Source organism: Streptomyces sp. RKND-216 (genome assembly GCF_004795255.1).
GTDB lineage: Bacteria > Actinomycetota > Actinomycetes > Streptomycetales > Streptomycetaceae > Streptomyces > Streptomyces hazeniae.
Window position 1 is genome coordinate 4,412,680 of sequence record NZ_SSBQ01000002.1, and the last position, 17,011, is coordinate 4,429,690.

The 17,011-nt window shown below is 73.0% G+C and carries 17 protein-coding genes; 7 read left to right on the forward strand and 10 right to left on the reverse strand.

All coding sequences use genetic code 11. From position 1 onward, the window contains the following. The first annotated feature begins 253 nt into the window (after positions 1-253). Entirely contained in the window at positions 254-2,044 is a 1,791-nt protein-coding gene (gene leuA, locus E4198_RS19120; RefSeq protein ID WP_136184234.1) for a 2-isopropylmalate synthase, read from the forward strand. Between the two features lie 102 nt (positions 2,045-2,146). On the opposite strand, the gene E4198_RS19125 is transcribed toward leuA, so the two are convergent. Next, positions 2,147-2,638 carry a general stress protein gene (locus tag E4198_RS19125; protein WP_136184235.1) on the reverse strand — a complete coding sequence of 164 codons (492 nt, stop codon included), beginning with the start codon at positions 2,636-2,638 and terminating at the stop codon, positions 2,147-2,149. Positions 2,639-2,749: 111 nt separating this feature from the next. After that, on the reverse strand, positions 2,750-2,959 hold the full coding sequence (locus E4198_RS25020) for a hypothetical protein (protein WP_168711473.1): 210 nt from the start codon (positions 2,957-2,959) through the stop codon (positions 2,750-2,752). 308 nt (positions 2,960-3,267) lie between these two features. On the opposite strand from E4198_RS25020, the gene E4198_RS19135 reads away from it, so the two are divergent. The 3 genes from E4198_RS19135 to E4198_RS19145 all read left to right on the forward strand — a co-directional run bounded on the left by E4198_RS19135 (position 3,268) and on the right by E4198_RS19145 (position 5,806). Beyond that, positions 3,268-4,014, forward strand: coding sequence for a TerB family tellurite resistance protein (locus tag E4198_RS19135; protein ID WP_136184236.1), 747 nt, complete (start codon positions 3,268-3,270; stop codon positions 4,012-4,014). A 129-nt stretch (positions 4,015-4,143) separates the two neighbouring features. Beyond that, positions 4,144-4,902, forward strand: a complete 759-nt coding sequence (gene recO / locus E4198_RS19140; RefSeq protein WP_136184237.1) for a DNA repair protein RecO — start codon at positions 4,144-4,146, stop codon at positions 4,900-4,902. 67 nt (positions 4,903-4,969) lie between these two features. Further along, complete coding sequence (locus E4198_RS19145; RefSeq protein WP_136184238.1) at positions 4,970-5,806, forward strand: isoprenyl transferase; 837 nt, start codon at positions 4,970-4,972, stop codon at positions 5,804-5,806. 32 nt (positions 5,807-5,838) lie between these two features. Here E4198_RS19145 and E4198_RS25580 read toward each other — a convergent pair whose 3' ends face one another. The 6 genes from E4198_RS25580 to E4198_RS19170 form a co-directional block, all read right to left on the reverse strand. Beyond that, positions 5,839-5,973: a hypothetical protein gene (locus E4198_RS25580; RefSeq protein WP_348771310.1), complete on the reverse strand. Its 135-nt coding sequence runs from the start codon at positions 5,971-5,973 to the stop codon at positions 5,839-5,841. Further along, the gene (locus E4198_RS25585; RefSeq protein ID WP_247597746.1) at positions 5,970-6,257 is read right to left on the reverse strand and encodes an aldo/keto reductase; all 288 of its coding nucleotides are present in this window, start codon (positions 6,255-6,257) and stop codon (positions 5,970-5,972) included. The genes E4198_RS25580 and E4198_RS25585 overlap by 4 nt, the downstream gene beginning before the upstream one ends. Positions 6,258-6,531: 274 nt before the next feature. Then, positions 6,532-6,942 (reverse strand): transcriptional repressor, encoded by a 411-nt coding sequence (locus E4198_RS19155; RefSeq protein WP_027763758.1) that lies wholly within the window; start codon positions 6,940-6,942, stop codon positions 6,532-6,534. 82 nt (positions 6,943-7,024) lie between these two features. After that, positions 7,025-7,909 (reverse strand): metal ABC transporter permease, encoded by an 885-nt coding sequence (locus E4198_RS19160; protein ID WP_136184239.1) that lies wholly within the window; start codon positions 7,907-7,909, stop codon positions 7,025-7,027. After that, a complete protein-coding gene (locus E4198_RS19165; protein WP_247597747.1) occupies positions 7,906-8,670 on the reverse strand; it encodes a metal ABC transporter ATP-binding protein in 765 nt (254 codons plus the stop codon). The genes E4198_RS19160 and E4198_RS19165 overlap by 4 nt, the downstream gene beginning before the upstream one ends. A 44-nt stretch (positions 8,671-8,714) precedes the next feature. Continuing rightward, on the reverse strand, positions 8,715-9,755 hold the full coding sequence (locus E4198_RS19170) for a metal ABC transporter substrate-binding protein (protein ID WP_136184240.1): 1,041 nt from the start codon (positions 9,753-9,755) through the stop codon (positions 8,715-8,717). A gap of 164 nt (positions 9,756-9,919) precedes the next feature. Here E4198_RS19170 and E4198_RS19175 point away from each other — a divergent pair, with 164 nt between their 5' ends. The 3 genes from E4198_RS19175 (at position 9,920) to E4198_RS19185 (ending at position 15,188) form a co-directional block, all read left to right on the forward strand. Next, positions 9,920-11,302, forward strand: a complete 1,383-nt coding sequence (locus E4198_RS19175) for a glycine--tRNA ligase (RefSeq protein ID WP_136184241.1) — start codon at positions 9,920-9,922, stop codon at positions 11,300-11,302. A 145-nt stretch (positions 11,303-11,447) separates the two neighbouring features. Then, positions 11,448-12,662 (forward strand): MBL fold metallo-hydrolase, encoded by a 1,215-nt coding sequence (locus tag E4198_RS19180; protein WP_136184242.1) that lies wholly within the window; start codon positions 11,448-11,450, stop codon positions 12,660-12,662. A gap of 132 nt (positions 12,663-12,794) precedes the next feature. Beyond that, on the forward strand, positions 12,795-15,188 hold the full coding sequence (locus E4198_RS19185) for a SpoIIE family protein phosphatase (RefSeq protein ID WP_247597748.1): 2,394 nt from the start codon (positions 12,795-12,797) through the stop codon (positions 15,186-15,188). 82 nt (positions 15,189-15,270) lie between these two features. On the opposite strand, the gene E4198_RS19190 is transcribed toward E4198_RS19185, so the two are convergent. Both E4198_RS19190 and E4198_RS19195 read right to left on the reverse strand, forming a co-directional pair. After that, a complete protein-coding gene (locus E4198_RS19190; protein WP_247597957.1) occupies positions 15,271-16,194 on the reverse strand; it encodes a carbohydrate kinase in 924 nt (307 codons plus the stop codon). 243 nt (positions 16,195-16,437) lie between these two features. After that, complete coding sequence (locus E4198_RS19195; RefSeq protein WP_136184245.1) at positions 16,438-16,947, reverse strand: metallophosphoesterase; 510 nt, start codon at positions 16,945-16,947, stop codon at positions 16,438-16,440. Positions 16,948-17,011: the final 64 nt, after the last annotated feature.

Genomic DNA, 17,011 nt, shown 5'->3' on the forward strand with positions numbered 1-17,011 from the left:
CACCGACTGCTGTCATGATTCGCGAGAAGGAGTTGCGCCGCCCGCGCGCCGCCCCGGTGGCGGTCCGCATGGTGATACGCCCCCGGCGGACCGGCCGGGGGTCCGCTAACGTGGCGCCATCATGCGTTGCGGGCTGCTTCTCCTTAGCTGCCGCGGCGAGGGTTCGTAAGTCTTCACGGCCGACCCCCTCCCCGCGGAGTCCGGTGCTGCCACCGTCGGTCCCGAAGCCTGAAGCCAAGGAGCCCCGCGCGACATGACCACTTCCCAGCCGGAGCCGACCTCCGTACGCCCCGCCACGCCGATCACCGCCGCCACCGTGCGCCAGCGCCCCTCCGGGATGCCCTTCCACCGGTACGGCCGGTACGAGACCGTCGACATCCCCGACCGCACCTGGCCGGGCCGACGCCTCACCGAAGCCCCGCGGTGGCTGTCCACCGACCTGCGGGACGGCAACCAGGCCCTGATCGACCCGATGTCGCCGGCCCGCAAACGCGCGATGTTCGACCTGCTGGTGTCGATGGGCTACAAGGAGATCGAGGTCGGCTTCCCCTCCTCCGGCCAGACCGACTTCGACTTCGTCCGCTCGATCATCGAGGACGGCGCGATTCCGGAGGACGTGACGATCTCCGTCCTCACCCAGGCGCGCGAAGAGCTGATCGAGCGCACCGTGGAGTCGGTACGTGGCGCTCACCGTGCGACGGTCCACCTCTACAACGCCACGGCGCCCGCGTTCCGCCGCATCGTCTTCCGCGGCTCCCGCGAGGAGGTGAAGCAGATCGCCGTCGACGGCACCCGGCTGGTGATGGAGTACGCCGAGAAGATCCTCACCGACGAGACCGTCTTCGGCTACCAGTACAGCCCCGAGATCTTCACCGACACCGAGCTGGACTTCGCCCTGGAGGTCTGCGAGGGCGTGATGGACGTCTGGCAGCCCGAGGACGGCCGCGAGATCATCCTCAACCTGCCCGCCACCGTGGAGCGTTCCACGCCCTCCACGCACGCCGACCGGTTCGAGTGGATGTCGCGTCACCTGTCCCGGCGCGAGCACGTCTGCCTGTCCGTCCACCCGCACAACGACCGCGGAACCGCGGTGGCCGCCGCCGAGCTGGCCCTGATGGCCGGCGCCGACCGCGTCGAGGGCTGCCTGTTCGGCCAGGGCGAGCGCACCGGCAACGTCGACCTGGTGACGCTGGGCATGAACCTCTTCTCCCAGGGCGTCGACCCGCAGATCGACTTCTCCCGGATCGACGAGATCAAGCGCACCGCCGAATACTGCAACCAGATGGAGGTCCATCCCCGGCACCCGTACGTCGGCGACCTCGTCTACACCGCCTTCTCCGGCTCCCACCAGGACGCCATCAAGAAGGGCTTCGAGGACATGGAGGCGCGTGCCGAGCGGGCAGGCAAGCCCGCCTGTGAGGTCAGCTGGGAGGTCCCGTACCTGCCGATCGACCCCAAGGACGTCGGCCGCTCCTACGAGGCGGTCATCCGGGTCAACTCGCAGTCCGGCAAGGGCGGCATCGCCTACGTCCTGAAGAACGACCACAGCCTGTCGCTGCCGCGCCGGATGCAGGTCGAGTTCTCGAAGATCATCCAGGCTCGCACCGACGCGGACGGCGGAGAGGTCACTCCGGCCGAGATCTGGTCCGTCTTCCAGGACGAGTACCTGCCCACCCCGGAGGCGAGCTGGGGCCGTGTGGCGCTGCACGGCGTGCAGACCGCGACCTCCAGCGAGGGGGGCGGCGAGGAGGCCACCGCCCTCACCGTGCAGGCGGTCGTCGACGGCGAGGACGCCGTCCTGACCGGCAGCGGCAACGGCCCGCTGGCCGCCTTCTTCGACGCCCTCCAGGCCGTCGACGTGGACGTGCGCCTGCTGGACTACGTCGAGCACACGATGAGCGAGGGCGCCGGCTCGCAGGCCGCCTCGTACATCGAGTGCGCGATCGGCGACAAGGTGCTGTGGGGCGTCGGTATCGACGCGAACATCGTCCGCGCCTCACTCCAGGCCGTCGTCTCCGCGGTCAACCGGGCGTCCCGGCACTGAGGCGGCCCGCCCCGCTGCCGTTCCGCCGTGTCGCAGGCCAAAGTGGCCGAGCGTCCCGCCCGCCGGGCCCACCGGCGGGCGGGACGGACGCACGCGCCCCGGTCAAGCGGCGCCGGAGAGGCCCTCGCGCTGGAGGATGCCCCGCGCTTCCTCCACCCGGCCGCCGCGGGCGATCACGTCGTAGCGGGACGCTGCCAGGGAGCGCGTCGAGGAGAAGTCCCGGCGGCCACCGGTCGCGGCGTGCCCGACGAAGCCGAAGACCGCGCCCCACAGGGCGCCGATCAGCAGGCCGCCGATGATCAGCCCGAGCCACGTCGGCCCCGGAGTGAACAGGCCCACCAGCAGGCCGATGAACAGGCCGAACCAGGCACCGGTCGCCGCGCCGGCCCCGGCCGCGCGCCCCTTGGTGAGCCGTCCGGTCACGTGCTCGACCAGCCGCAGGTCCGACCCCACGATGTCGATGTGCTCGACCGGAAAGTGCGCGTCCGACAGTGTGTCGACGGCGGTCTGCGCCTTCTCGTACGAGTCGTAGCTCGCCACGGTGTTCCAGGCGTCGCTGACCGGGTTTCTGGGTTGAGGATCGATGGTGGACATGCCGGGACCTCCCTCCGGAACGTCTGCGGGCCCACGGGTAACCCGGTCCCGCCGCTCCATGCCGGGAGGTTCCCCCGGCCCGGCCGCCGCCCAGCCCGGGCCCTGTCCGGGTCAGCCCCGGTATCGCGGCGGGTGGAGCGCACCCACCTCCCGCACCGTCCGCGCCGAGCGGCGCGCCTCCCGGATGTCCGCCAGCCCCTTGCTCTCCGGCCGGAAGCCGTGCCCCAGCCTGATGCGCCGCCGCTCCCGGCGCACGATGCGCCACAGCAGCCAGCCGAGGAGCACCGCCGTCCCGCCCACCGCCACGATGAGAGTCGTCATATCGGAAGCACCCTCCGTCCTGCCGGAAATGTCATGCTCACAGCATTCCCGCCCGGGCGTGCCGGCAAAAGGTCCGGTCGCCTCGGTCTGCGGGGAGGCCCCGGTGTCCGCCCCGCCGCTCCGCCGTTCACCCGCGTCACCCGACGGCCATCGAGAGGCGCATTCCGCTTCGTGCAAGGCGTGCAGTCCCACGACGAGTTTCCGCGCGGCGAGCGCATTCCGCTCTGCGAAGGGGCTGACGGGGGTTCGGGACTGTGGTTAACATCACTCGACCCGGCAGCGCTGCCGAAGTGTGATGGAGGTGCGTGGTGCGTTCCCGAGACCCGAGAGACCGTCCGGTGGCGGGCCCGCGCCTCGCGGGCCTCGCAGGTGTCCGCACCAGCTGGCGCACCCTCGACGACGGCGAGTTCTTCTGCACCGGCTGCGGCGGCGACCGCAGCTACCGGCTGCGCGCCGGACGCCGCCGCTTCGCCGTGCTCGGCATCCCGCTCGTGCCGCGCGGCGACGTGCCGCCGGTCGTCGAGTGCGCCGCCTGCCGCCGCCACGACGACACCCGGGCGCTGGACGACCCCACCACCAACCGGCTGGCCACCATGCTCCGGGAGGCCGTGCACTCCGTCGCGCTGTCCGTCCTGGCGGCCTCCGGTGCCGACTCGCGGGCCACCCTGGAGGCGGCCGTGGAGGCCGTACGTGGCTCCGGCTACCCCGAGTGCGACGAGGACTCCCTGCTGGAGAGGCTGGCCGCGCTCTGCGCGGACCCGCTGTACGACCCGGCTGCCCACGAACCGGGCGGGCCGGAGTTGCCCGACGCCCTCGCCGCCGCCGACCACCACATGGCCGTGCACATCGAACTGTGCGAGGCGCTGGAACCCCTCGCTCCGCACCTCGCCGCAGCCGGCCGGGAGGCGCTGCTGCTCCAGGGCGCCGCCATCGCCCTCGCCGACGGCCCGTACGAACCCGCCGAACGCGACATGCTGGAATCCGTCGGCTGCGCCCTCGCGCTGCGTCCCGCGGACACCGAACGCCTGCTGGCCGCCGCCCGCACCCCCTCCTGACGGCCCGGCCTCCCGACAACGCGCAAGCTCGCGGTGCGGGACGGGCGCAGTTGGTGATCGCGGCGCACGAGTCCGGGCTGATCGCACCCGGCGACGCCGGGGGGACCGGCCGTACGGGAGAATGACCCCATGAGCCTGTTCCGCGACGACGGCATCGTGCTGCGCACCCAGAAACTGGGCGAGGCGGACCGGATCATCACGCTGCTCACGCGCGGTCACGGCCGGGTGCGGGCGGTGGCCCGCGGCGTACGCCGCACCAAGTCCAAGTTCGGCGCCCGGCTGGAGCCCTTCAGCCACGTCGACGTGCAGTTCTTCGCCCGCGGCAGCGACCTGGTCGGCCGCGGGCTGCCGCTGTGCACGCAGACCGAGACCATCGCGCCGTACGGCAGCGGCATCGTCGGCGACTACGACCGCTACACCGCCGGCACCGCGATGCTGGAGACCGCGGAACGCTTCACCGACCACGAGGGCGAACCGGCCGTGCAGCAGTACCTGTTGCTCGTCGGCGGCCTGCGCACGCTGGCAGGTGGCGAGCACGCCCCGGGCCTGGTGCTGGACGCCTTCCTGCTCCGCTCCCTCGCCGTGAACGGCTACGCGCCCAGCTTCGACGACTGCGCCAAGTGCGGCATCCACGGGCCCAACCGGTTCTTCTCCGTCGCGGCGGGCGGCACGGTGTGCGGCGACTGCCGGGTGCCCGGGAGCGTCGTGCCGTCCCCGGAAGCCGTACGGCTGCTGGGGGCCCTGCTGACCGGAGACTGGCCGGCCGCGGACGCCGCCGAGCCCCGGCACGTCCGCGAAGGCAACGGGCTGGTCTCCGCCTACCTGCACTGGCACCTGGAGCGCGGCCTGCGCTCCCTGCGCTACGTGCGGAACGGCGGCCCGGCGTAGGGGTCTCTCGGGGTGGACTAGGCTCCCGGGGAGAAGTCCTCGCACGATCCGATGGAGCTGAGACCCCATGGCCCGTCGCGGAATGCTGTCCCGGCAGCGTCGCGGATCAGCCGCCTACGCCCTCCCCGAGCCGCACCCGTCCGGAGCCCGTCCCCCGCTGATCCCGGCCGAGCTGGTCCCGAACCACGTCGCGGTCGTGATGGACGGCAACGGCCGGTGGGCGAAGGAGCGCGGCCTACCGCGCACCGAGGGCCACAAGGTCGGCGAGGGCGTCGTGCTGGACGTGCTCAAGGGCTGCCTGGAGCTGGGGGTCAGGAACCTCTCGCTGTACGCCTTCTCCACCGAGAACTGGAAGCGCTCGCCCGAAGAGGTCCGCTTCCTGATGAACTTCAACCGGGACGTCATCCGCCGCCGCCGCGACGAGATGGACGCCCTCGGCATCCGCATCCGCTGGGTGGGCCGGATGCCGAAGCTGTGGAAGTCCGTCGTCCAGGAGCTCCAGGTCGCGCAGGAGCAGACGAAGCACAACGACGCGATGACGCTGTACTTCTGCGTCAACTACGGCGGCCGTGCGGAGATCGCCGACGCCGCAAGGGCGATCGCGGCCGACGTGGCCGCGGGACGCCTGGACCCGGACAAGGTCGGCGAGAAGACGTTCGCGAAGTACCTCTACTACCGGGACATGCCCGACGTCGACCTCTTCCTGCGCCCCTCCGGGGAACAGCGGACCTCCAACTACCTGATATGGCAGAGCGCCTACGCGGAGATGGTCTTCCAGGACGTCCTCTGGCCGGACTTCGACCGCCGGAATCTGTGGGACGCATGCCTGGAGTACGCCCGCCGCGACCGCCGTTTCGGCGGGGCCCGGCCCAACGAGGTGTCCACCACCCCGCAGCAGGGCTGAACCCGCCGCCTCCGGCCGGGTCCCGTAGCGGATCAGGGGGGCCCGCCGGGCGGCGGGACGGGTGCCGCCAGCGCGTCCACCTCGGCCTCGGACAGCCGCAGCTGGAGAGCCGCCAGGTCCTCCTCCCAACCCTGCGGGGCCGTGGTCGCCGGCAGCGGCAGGGTCACCGGGGACCGCCGCAGCAGCCAGGCCAGCGCGACCTGGGCGGGGGACGCCTCGTGCCGTCGGCCTGCCAGGAGCCGCCTCCGAGCGCCCGTCGTCCGCCCTTGGTGGAGACCGCCACGTGGTCCCGGTACGGGGTGAGCGCCTCGGAGATCAGCGTCTCGCTGATCTCCGGCCCGTAGCAGTCGGCGGTGTCGACCAGCTGCACACCGGTCTCGACGGCGCGGCGCGCCACTGCTCGCACCGCGTCCGGATCGGCGGGCCGTAGGTGCCCGGGCCGGTCAGCCACGCTCCGCCGAAACCGAGTCGCCGCACCTCCAGGTCCGGGCCGATGCGGACGGTGCCGACCGCGGACCAGTCCGTCGTCATCGTTCTGCTCCTCGCGATCCGCGCCGCCGGCCCGGAGCGGCACGTTCCGCCCGACACTTCCAGAGTGGTCGCGCGGCGGAGCGGCCCCGCACCCGGCACGCCGGGTGCGGGGCCGGTGTCACTCCTTCACCCGGCCGGGCGGGGAGTCGGAAACCCGGGAGCCGCGCGGGCGGGGAGGCGCGGGAGGCCGGGTGTCAGTCCTTCGCGCAGTCGCCGCAGGTGCCGAAGATCTCGACGGTGTGGCCGACGTCCACGAAGCCGTGTTCGGCGGCGACGGATTCGGCCCACCGCTCGACGGCCGGGCCCTCGACCTCGACGGCCTTGCCGCAGTGCCGGCACACCAGGTGATGGTGGTGGTCGTCGCTGTGGCAGCGGCGGTAGACGGCTTCGCCCTCGGCGGTGCGCAGCACATCGACCTCGCCGGCGTCGGCGAGGGACTGGAGCGTCCGGTAGACGGTGGTCAGCCCCACGGAGTCGCCGCGGTGCTTGAGCATGTCGTGCAGCTCCTGTGCGCTGCGGAACTCCTCGACCTCCGCCAGCGCGGCCGCCACGGCTGCGCGCTGCCGGGTCGACCGTCCGCGGACGGGGGGACCTGCGGTCGCCACCGTTGCCTCCTCCACTCGTCGAGCTGCCGTGCGGGTCGGCTCGCCATTGTGCCAGGTGGCTGCGACCGGCCCGCGCAGCGAGCTAGCGGACGCCTGCCGTGGCGTGCTCTCCCTCCAGGGTGCCCGACGGCTCCCCCTCGGTTGCCCGCGCCCCCCGCCGGCGGGCCAGGGGCACCGCGGCCACCGAGGTCAGGCCGAACAGCGCGATGGCCAGCAGCACGGTGCCGGCCCCCGCGGGGACGGCCGCGTAGTAGGAGGTCACCGTGCCGGACAGGGTGACCAGCACACCGAAGCCGACGGCCAGCGCCAGCGTCACCGCGAAGCCGCGGGTGAGCTGCTGCGCGGCCACAACGGGCACCACCATCAGCGCGCTGACCAGGAGCAGCCCGACCACCTGCATGGCCACGGTGACGGTCACCGCGGCGGTGACCGCGAGCAGCAGGTTCAGCCACCGCACGGGCAGCCCGGTCACCTTGGCGAATTCCTCGTCCTGGCACACGGCGAACAGTTGCCGCCGCAGGCCGAACGCGACGAAGACGACCAGCACGGCCAGGACGGTGATGGTGACCAGATCGGATTCCGAGACCGTGGTGATGGAGCCGAAGAGGTAGGTGTTCAGGCTGGCGTTGGACTCGCCCGGCGTCAGGTTGATCAGCATGATGCCGCCGGAGATACCGCCGTAGAACAGCAGGGCGAGCGCCACGTCGCCGCGCGTTCGGCCGTAGGAGCGGATGAGCTCCATGCCGACCGAGCCCAGCGCGGCGACCACCACGGCCGTCCACACCGGGCTGGTGGAGAGCAGGAAGCCGAGCGCGACGCCGGTGAGGGCGACGTGGCCGATGCCGTCGCCCATGATCGCCTGACGGCGCTGCACCAGGTAGATGCCGACGGCCGGGGCGGTGAGGCCGACGAGCAGGGCGGCGAGCAGCGCCCGCTGCATGAAGTCGTAGGAGAGCATCTCGGTCATGACAGCAGTCCGGTCTCGATCGCCGGGGCCGGTTCGGCCGCCGGGGTGTCGTGCGGGTGGCAGGCCAGGTCGTGCAGCCGGTCCGGGTCGTCGACGCGCTGGACGCGGCCGTCCTCCAGCACCACCGCGCGGTCGATGAGCGGGGCGAGCGGGCCCAGTTCGTGCAGCACCAGCAGGGCCGAGGTGCCGCGGCCGACCTGTTCGCGCAGGGCCTCGGCCAGTACGCGCTGGCTGACCAGGTCCACGCCGGCCAGCGGCTCGTCCATGATCAGCAGATCCGGTTCGCCCGCGAGGGCGCGGGCTATGAGGACCCGCTGGTGCTGGCCGCCGGACAGGGCGCCCACGGCTTCCCCGGCCCGTCCGGCCATGCCCACGACGTGCAGTGCGCGGTCCACCGCGTCCCGGTCGCCGCTGCCGAGCGGGAGGAAGCGGCGGCGACCGAGGCGGCCGGAGGACACGACTTCGCGGACCGTGGCCGGTACGCCTGCGGCGGCGGTGGAACGCTGCGGGACGTAGCCGACGCGGCGCCAGTCGCGGAAGCGGCGCAGCGGTGTGCCGAACAGGTCGAGCGAGCCCGAGGCGAGGGGGGTGCGCCCGAGGACGGCACGCACGGTGGTGGACTTGCCCGATCCGTTCGCGCCGAGCAGCGCGACGACCTCGCCGCGTCCGACGGTCAGGTCGACGCCGCGCAGCACCTTGCGGCCGCCGAGCACGGCGGTGGCTTCGTGGAGGGAGATGGCGGCTTCCGGCTGCTGCGTCACGGCGTCTCCTTCGGTGGTGTGCTGCGTCTGCGGGAGCGGCGGGCTCACTGCGTGTCGAGCGCGGTGCGCAGGGCCTGGAGGTTCTGGCGCATGACGGAGAGGTAGTCCTGGGTGCCGGTGTCATCGACGGACTCCAGCGAGGAGAGGACGCCCGTCCGCAGGTTCAGGTCCTGCGCGAGGGTGTCGGCGGCGTCGTCGCTGGCGCGGCTCGCGAAGAAGACGGTGCTCACGTCGTCCTCCTTCACGATCTCGTGCAGCTCCTTGATGTGGGCGGCGCTGATGGAGCCGGAGGCCGGATCGACGCCGGAGAGCGACTCCTCGTGCAGCCCGTACCGGTCGGCGAGGTAGCCGAACGCGGCGTGGGTGGTGACGAACGTGTCCGTCTTCCGGCCTTCGAGGCCGGTGCGGAAGTCGTCGTCGAGCGTCTTCAGGCGGCCGACCAGGTCCTCGGTGTTCTCCCGGTACGCCTTCTCGTGCTCGGGGTCGGCCTTCGCGAGCTGCTTCCCGACGCCCTCGGCTATCTCGGCGTAGCGCACCGGGTCGAGCCAGACGTGCGGGTCGCCGCCGCCCTCGGTGGAGTGGTCGTGTCCCTCGTGGCCCCCGCCTTCCTCGTGGGCGTGACCCTCTTCGTGCCCGTGCCCCTCTTCGCCGCCGTGGTCGTGGCCCGTGTGGCCTCCGTGCTTCTCCAGCGAGGTGTACGCCGTGGCCTCGGCGACGTGCTCGGCCTCGGCCTGCTCGACGGCCTTGTCCACGGCCGGCTGGAGACCCTTCAGGTAGACGACCAGGTCGGTGTCGCTGAGCATGCCCACCTGCTTCGGGGTGAGCTCCAGGTCGTGCGGCTCGACACCGGGCGAGGTGAGGCCGGTGACGTCCACGTGCTCGCCGCCGATCTCCTCGGCCAGGAACTCCATCGGGTAGAAGGACGCGACCACGTCCACCCGGCCGTCGTCGGCGCCGGCGTCGCCGCCGCATGCGGTCAGCGGCAGCAGGCCCAGCACGGCTGCCACCGCCGGGGCGGCGGTGCGTATGAAGGGGCGGCCGGGGGAGCGGTCGGGGGAGGCGGAGCGAGCGTTCATGACAGTCATTTTCACGCCACGTGGAAATGATTGTCAAATGCTCCGAATGGGTGATCTCGCTCACTCGGGAGGCCCCCTCCCGCCCGACCGCCGGAGGCGGTCGCCGATTTGATCCGGGACCCTGTCCCGCCGGTAATCTGAGGTATTCCGTCGTCGTTGATGAAGAGAGCACCGTGGCCGCCGACAAGATCGACACCATCGTCAGCCTGAGCAAGCGCCGTGGCTTCGTATACCCCTGCAGTGAGATCTACGGCGGTCAGCGTGCCGCCTGGGACTACGGCCCGCTCGGCGTGGAGCTGAAGGAGAACATCAAGCGCCAGTGGTGGCGCTCCATGGTCACCTCGCGCGAGGACGTCGTCGGCATCGACTCGTCGGTCATCCTTGCCTCCGAGGTCTGGGAGGCGTCCGGGCACGTCGCCACGTTCTCCGACCCGCTCACCGAGTGCACTTCCTGCCACAAGCGTTTCCGTGCCGACCACCTGGAGGAGGCGTACGAGGCGAAGCACGGCCGGATGCCGGAGAACGGCCTCGCCGACGTCAACTGCCCGCACTGCGGCAACAAGGGCGCCTTCACCGAGCCCAAGCAGTTCTCCGGCCTGCTCGCCACCCACCTCGGCCCGACCCAGGACTCCGGCTCCGTCGCCTACCTGCGCCCCGAGACCGCCCAGGGCATCTTCACGAACTTCGCGCAGGTCCAGCAGACCTCGCGGAAGAAGCCCCCGTTCGGCATCGCGCAGATGGGCAAGTCGTTCCGCAACGAGATCACGCCGGGCAACTTCATCTTCCGCACCCGCGAGTTCGAGCAGATGGAGATGGAGTTCTTCGTCAAGCCGGGCGAGGACGAGAAGTGGCACGAGTACTGGATGGAGCAGCGCTGGAACTGGTACCGCGACCTCGGCATCCGCGAGGAGAACATCCGCTGGTACGAGCACCCGGCCGAGAAGCTCTCCCACTACGCCAAGCGGACCGCCGACATCGAGTACCGCTTCAACTTCGGCGGCAGTGAGTTCTCCGAGCTCGAGGGCGTTGCCAACCGCACCGACTACGACCTCGGCGCGCACTCCAAGGCATCCGGCCAGGACCTGTCGTACTTCGACCAGGAGGCCGGCGAGCGCTGGACGCCGTACGTCATCGAGCCCGCGGCCGGCGTCAACCGCGCCATGCTCGCGTTCATGCTCGACGCCTACGTCGAGGACGAGGCGCCGAACGCCAAGGGCAAGATGGAGAAGCGCACCGTGATGCGCCTCGACCCGCGCCTGTCGCCGGTCAAGGTTGCCGTGCTGCCGCTGTCCCGCAACGAGAAGCTGTCGCCCAAGGCGCGCGGCCTCGCCGAGACGCTGCGCAAGCACTGGAACATCGAGTTCGACGACGCCGGCGCCATCGGCCGCCGGTACCGCCGCCAGGACGAGATCGGCACCCCGTTCTGCGTCACCGTCGACTTCGACACCCTGGACGACAACGCCGTGACCGTGCGCGAGCGCGACACCATGAAGCAGGACCGGGTCTCCCTCGACCAGATCGAGAGCTACCTGGCAGGCCGCCTCCTGGGCTGCTGACCGGTCCGACCGGCAACCTCGTACGGCCCTGGGGAGTCTTCCTCAGGGCCGTACGCGTGCACCCCGCGTGCGAACGGCGTCCTGCGGGGAGGAACATCCACACGCACCGGCGCGTTTCTCCTCACATCTGCTGACGGGAGGTTCCATGTCCCTACCACGGCTCGCGTCGTTCGGCGCCGAACCGGCAGGTGAGCGCCTTCGCCGCATCGAACGCTCACCGCACTACGACGCCGCCACCGGCACCTTCCGCAACCCCGTCCACGCCGCCACGCCCCCCCGCGCGGAGGGTTCGCGGCTGGAGATGGCCCGGGTGATGCTCAACCGCAAGGAGCGCCGCCCCGCCGCCCCCGTTCGCGTCCGCCGTCCCGACCTGGCCGAGCCGCCCGCGTCGGGACTGCGGCTGACGTGGCTGGGCCATTCCACCGTGCTCGCCGAGATCGACGGCCGACGGGTGCTCTTCGACCCCGTCTGGGGCGAGCGCTGCTCGCCCTTCACCTTCGTCGGCCCCCGCCGCTACCACCCGCCGCCGCTGCCTCTGGCGGCGCTCGGCGGCGTCGACGTCGTGGTGGTCTCGCACGACCACTACGACCACCTGGACATGCCGACCATCCGCGCTCTCGCCCGGTCCGACGTGCACTTCGTCGTCCCGCTCGGCGTCGGTGCGCACCTGGAACGCTGGAAGCTGCGCCCGGACCGTTTCACCGAACTGGACTGGCACGAGTCCACCCAGGTCGCAGGGCTCACCCTCACCGCCACCCCGGCGCGCCACTTCTGCGGCCGGGGCCTCCGCAACCGGCAGCGCACCCTCTGGGCGTCGTGGGTCGTCACCGGCCCCGACCACCGCGTCTTCCACAGCGGCGACACCGGCTACTTCCCCGGATTCGCCGACACCGGCTCCGCGCACGGCCCGTTCGACGCCACGATGATCCAGGTCGGCGCCTACAGCGACTACTGGCCGGACATCCACATGACGCCCGAGGAGGGCGTCCGCACCCACCTGGACCTGTGCGGCACCGCCGCCGACAGCGTGCTGCTCCCCATCCACTGGGGCACCTTCAACCTCGCCCCGCACCCCTGGCACGAGCCCGGCGAGCGGATGCTGGCCGCCACCTCCGAAGCCGGCGTCCGGCTGGCCGTTCCGCCGCCCGGCGGCTCCTTCGAGCCGTCCTCACGCGATCTGCCGGACACCCCCTGGTGGCGCGCCTCCGGAGGGGCCGGGGGCCGTACGTCGCCGGCCGCGGCCGTGGGCGAGCGCGCGGGCGAGGGGGCCGTGCGGGGCTCGGCTCCCGACGGCGGACGGGGAAAGCGGGCGCCCGGCCGCGGCGGCACCTCGGAGACCTCGGCGGCCCAGAGCGGCTGAGGGCCCCGAGTGGCGTAGGCGGGCCCGGACGGGGGACTGGAAACGGGGTGCCGCGGTGCGGGCGGGCGCCGCCGGCCGCACGGCCCGACAATGTCCGTGAGGGCAGCAACGGCGAGCGAGGTGCGCAGACGCATGGCCCGCAACGACGAGGACCCGTTCCACCCCGCGAACGTGGCCGCGCTGATCGTGGACGGCGAGGCCACCGTGCTCGGCTGCACCCCCGGAGCCGAAGCCCTGCTCCGCCGCCCCACCCGCGAGCTGCGCGGACGGCCACTGCCCTCCCTGCTGACCGAGCCCGACGACTGGCCCGCCGTGCCGGGCCGGGACGAGGGAACGTTCTGCGAGGGTACGGCCACCCTGCGCACCGGCGACGCCCGCCACGTCGAGGTCTCCCTCTCGGTGCTGACCCTCACCGAAGGCGTCGGCCCCGACTCCCGGTGCCTCGTCCTCGCCGTGCCCCGCCCGCTGATGACCCGCTGGCGGCAGAACCACGCCTTCATCGAGGAACTCTTCCTCCAGCGCCGGGTCGGGCTCGCCGTCTTCGACCCCGACCTGCGGATCGTCCGCACCAACACCCCGCTCCTCGACTACCCCGGGGTGCCCGACGACCTGACCGGCATGCGGCTCGCGGACTTCCTGCGGCGGGAGGACGCCGAACGGGTGGACGACCACCTGCGCGGGGTGGTGCGCACCGGCGAACCCCTGATCGGCGAGGAGGTCTCCGCCCGCACTCGCACCGATCCACGCGCGGCGCGCACCTTCACCGTCGCCGCCTTCCGGCTCCAGCTGTCCGACGGGCAGATCGCCGGCGTCACCACCCTGTTCAACGACACCACGGAGGAGCAGCGCGCTCGCGACCGGCTCGACTTGTTGCACCGGGCCACAGCCCTCGTCGGGTCCTCCCTCTCGGTCACCGGCACGGCCCGCGACCTCGCCGACGTGCTGACGCCCGGCCTCGCCGACGTGGCCGCTGTGGACGTCGCCGAGGCCGTCTTCGACCACCGCAGCCCCGCCCCGGACGACCAGGGCACCCATCTGCTGCGACGCGCCGCGACCACCGGCGACCTGCCGGTGCGCCCGCGCTCCGGCGGGCTGGTGGAGATCGACGTCGACGGCCCGCACACCCACGGCCTGTGGCCCCGCTTCGACGACGAGGCTGCCGTCGAGGGCGCCCGCAGCAGCATGTCGGCCCTGCTGTGCGCCCGCGGCCTGCTGCTGGGGCGCGTCACCGTGTGGCGCACCGGCGACGTCCCCTTCGACGAGAAGGACGTCGAGATGCTCGACGAGATCGCCTCACGCGTCGGGCTGGTGCTGGACAACGCCCGGCGCTTCGGCCTGGAACGCCGGGCCGCGGTGAGCCTGCAGAGCAGCCTGCTGCCGCCCGCCGAGAGCGAGACGGTCGCGTTGCGCAGTGCCAGCGTCTACCTGCCCACCGAGGTGTCCACCGGGGTCAGCGGCGACTGGTTCGACGTGATCCCGCTGTCCTCCGCCCGGGTCGCCCTGGTGGTCGGCGACGTCGTCGGCCACGGCCTGCACGCCATCGCGACCATGGGCAGGCTACGTACAGCCGTCCGCACCCTGGCCGACCTCGACCTGGAGCCCGACGAACTGCTCACCCACCTCGACGACCTGGTCTCCCAGCTCACCGTCGAGTCCGGCGAGTCCCCGAGCGGCATCGGCACCGGGGTCGGCCACCGGACCGGCACGGAGGCGCCGGTGCCGCCGGTGCCGTACGACTCCTTCGGTGCCACCTGCCTGTACGTCACCTACGATCCGGTGTCCCGCCTGGTCACCGCCGCCAGCGCCGGGCACCCGCCGCTCGCGATCCTCTCCCCGGACGGCGGCGCCCGCTACCTGGAGGTCAGCCCGGGGCCGCCGCTGGGCGTCGGCGGCCTGCCGTTCGAGCCGGTGGAGACCACCGTGGACGAGGGCAGCGTGCTCGCCCTCTTCACCGACGGGCTGGTGGAGCGGGGCGACGGCGACGTGGACACCGGCATGGCCGCCCTGCTGCACGGTCTGCGCACGGCCGACCCGTTCCTGCGCCCGCTCCCCGAGGTGGGGCGGGACGTCGTCGCCGGGCTGGCACCCACGCGGGTCCCGGACGACATCACCCTTCTGCTCGCCCGCACCCGGGCCGTGCCGCCCGCCGACACCGCCGCCTGGACGCTGGAGGCCGACCCGGAGGTGGTGGCCGACGCGCGCAGGATGGTCGCGCGGCGGCTCGTGGACTGGGACCTGGACGACCTGGTGTTCACCACCGAACTGGTCACCAGCGAACTGGTCACCAACGCGGTCCGGCATGCGGGCGGTCCCATCGAGCTGCGCCTCATCCGCGCCGGCACCCTGATCTGCGAGGTGTCCGATCCCAGCAACACCCAGCCGCGGATGCGGCGAGCGGGCAGCACCGAGGAGGGCGGCCGCGGGCTCTACCTGGTCGCGCAACTCGCCGGCCGCTGGGGCAGCCGCTACGCCCGTGAAGGCAAGACCATCTGGGCCGAACAGCCCCTGCCACCCGCCGCCCGCTGACGCCGTCCGCCGCTGCCCCCGGCATGGCGCGCGACGGGGCTGTCGGCGCGGTCCCGCTCGGCCGGGGCGCGGGCGCGGCCGGTCACTCCGCCAGGTCGGCCGCCCACGGCGGGTCCGCACCCCGCACCGCGCACACTGCCGCGGCCACCCGTGCGCCGAACGCCAGCGCCGCCTCCACCCCGGCGGCCGTCAGCCCGTCCAGCCGCCCGCCGAGCGCCCCCGCCGCGTGCAGCGCGTGCAGGAACCCGGCCATGAACGAGTCGCCCGCGCCGACCGTGTCCACCACCTCGACCCGCGGCGTCGCCGTGTGCAGCGTCTTCCCGTCCAGCGACGCGAACACACCCTGACCGCCCAGCGTCACGACCACCAGCGGCACCCCGTGCTCGTGGAACCACCCGGCCGCCCGCTCCGGGTTCTCCTCCGGCCGCAGGTGCGCCAGGTCCTCGTCCGACAGCCGCAGCACGTCCGCCGCCGCGCACCACTGCGGCAGCCGCTCACGGTAGTCGGCCGGGTCGACCAGCAGCGGCCGCACGTTCGGGTCCACCGACACCGTCGCCCGCTCCCGCACGTCCGCCAGCAGCGCCTCCACCGCCCGACCGCCGGGCGGCCGGACCAGCGCGAGCGAACCGGTGTGCAGGCAGGACAGCGGCCCGGCCGCCGCCGCGCTCAGCTCGGCCGCTGACCACTGCCAGTCGGCGGTCCCGCGGGCGTGGAAGGAGTACGCGGCGCTGCCGTCGTCGGCCAGGTCTGCCACCGCCAGCGTGCTCGGCTCCGCCGCCCGCACGGCCGCCCGCACGTCCACCCCGGAGCGTTCCAGGTGCGTGCGGAAGAGGCGGCCGAAGACGTCGTCGGAGAGCCGGCCCAGGAAGCGGGTCGGCGTCCCCAGCCGGGCCAGCGCCACGGCGGTGTTCGCCGGGCCGCCGCCCGCCCGCACCTCCATCCGGAGGGCGCCCGGCGGGGCCGTACCCGGTTCGACGAAGGCGTCGGCGACGCACTCGCCCAGCACGGCGACGGGACCTGCGACGGGCGCGGCGACGGGCGTGGAGGCGAGGCCCGCGTCGGGCGCGGCGGCGGGTCGGGAGTTCACGGTGAGCGGCTGCCTCTCGGCTCGACGGCGTGCGGGTCACCGTCACCGTAGCCGCGTGAACGAGGGCGGGGGAGGGCCCGGCCGTCCGGCCGGTGAGACGGGCGCGGAACGGGCACGGGCGGCGTCCCCGCGGGCCCGGACGCCCCCGCGCACGCGCGTACGTCAGGAAGGGGTACGGCGCGGCAGACGGTGCAGAACGACCTCGGACAGCCGCCCGTCCGCGGCCTCGGCGGTCATGTACGTGCAGTACGGCTCGCGCCGTCGGTCCGTCGGCGACCCCGGGTTCAGCAGCCGCAGACCACCCTCCGCCCGCGTGTCCCACGGGATGTGGCTGTGCCCGAAGACCAGCACGTCCACGTCCGGGAAGCGCTGGGCGCAGCGACGCTCCCGCCCCTGCCGGCCGCCTGTCTCGTGCACCACCGCGAAGCGCAGCCCGCCCAGCTCCGCGTACGCCGTCCCGGGCAGGCGCGCCCGCAGCTCGGGGCCGTCGTTGTTGCCGTACACCCCGATCAGGCGTCGCGACCGGGCTTCCAGCAGGTCCAGCGTCGCCGTGTCCACCCAGTCGCCCGCGTGCACGACGACATCGGCTTCCGCCACCCGCTCCAGCAGCTCGCCGGGGAGCTCCCGGGCCCGCTTCGGCAGGTGGGTGTCGGAGGTGAGGAGCATCCGCATCCCCTCACCGTACGGCCGGCCCACCCGCCCGGTCCGGCACCGGGCGCGGGTGCGCGACAATGGG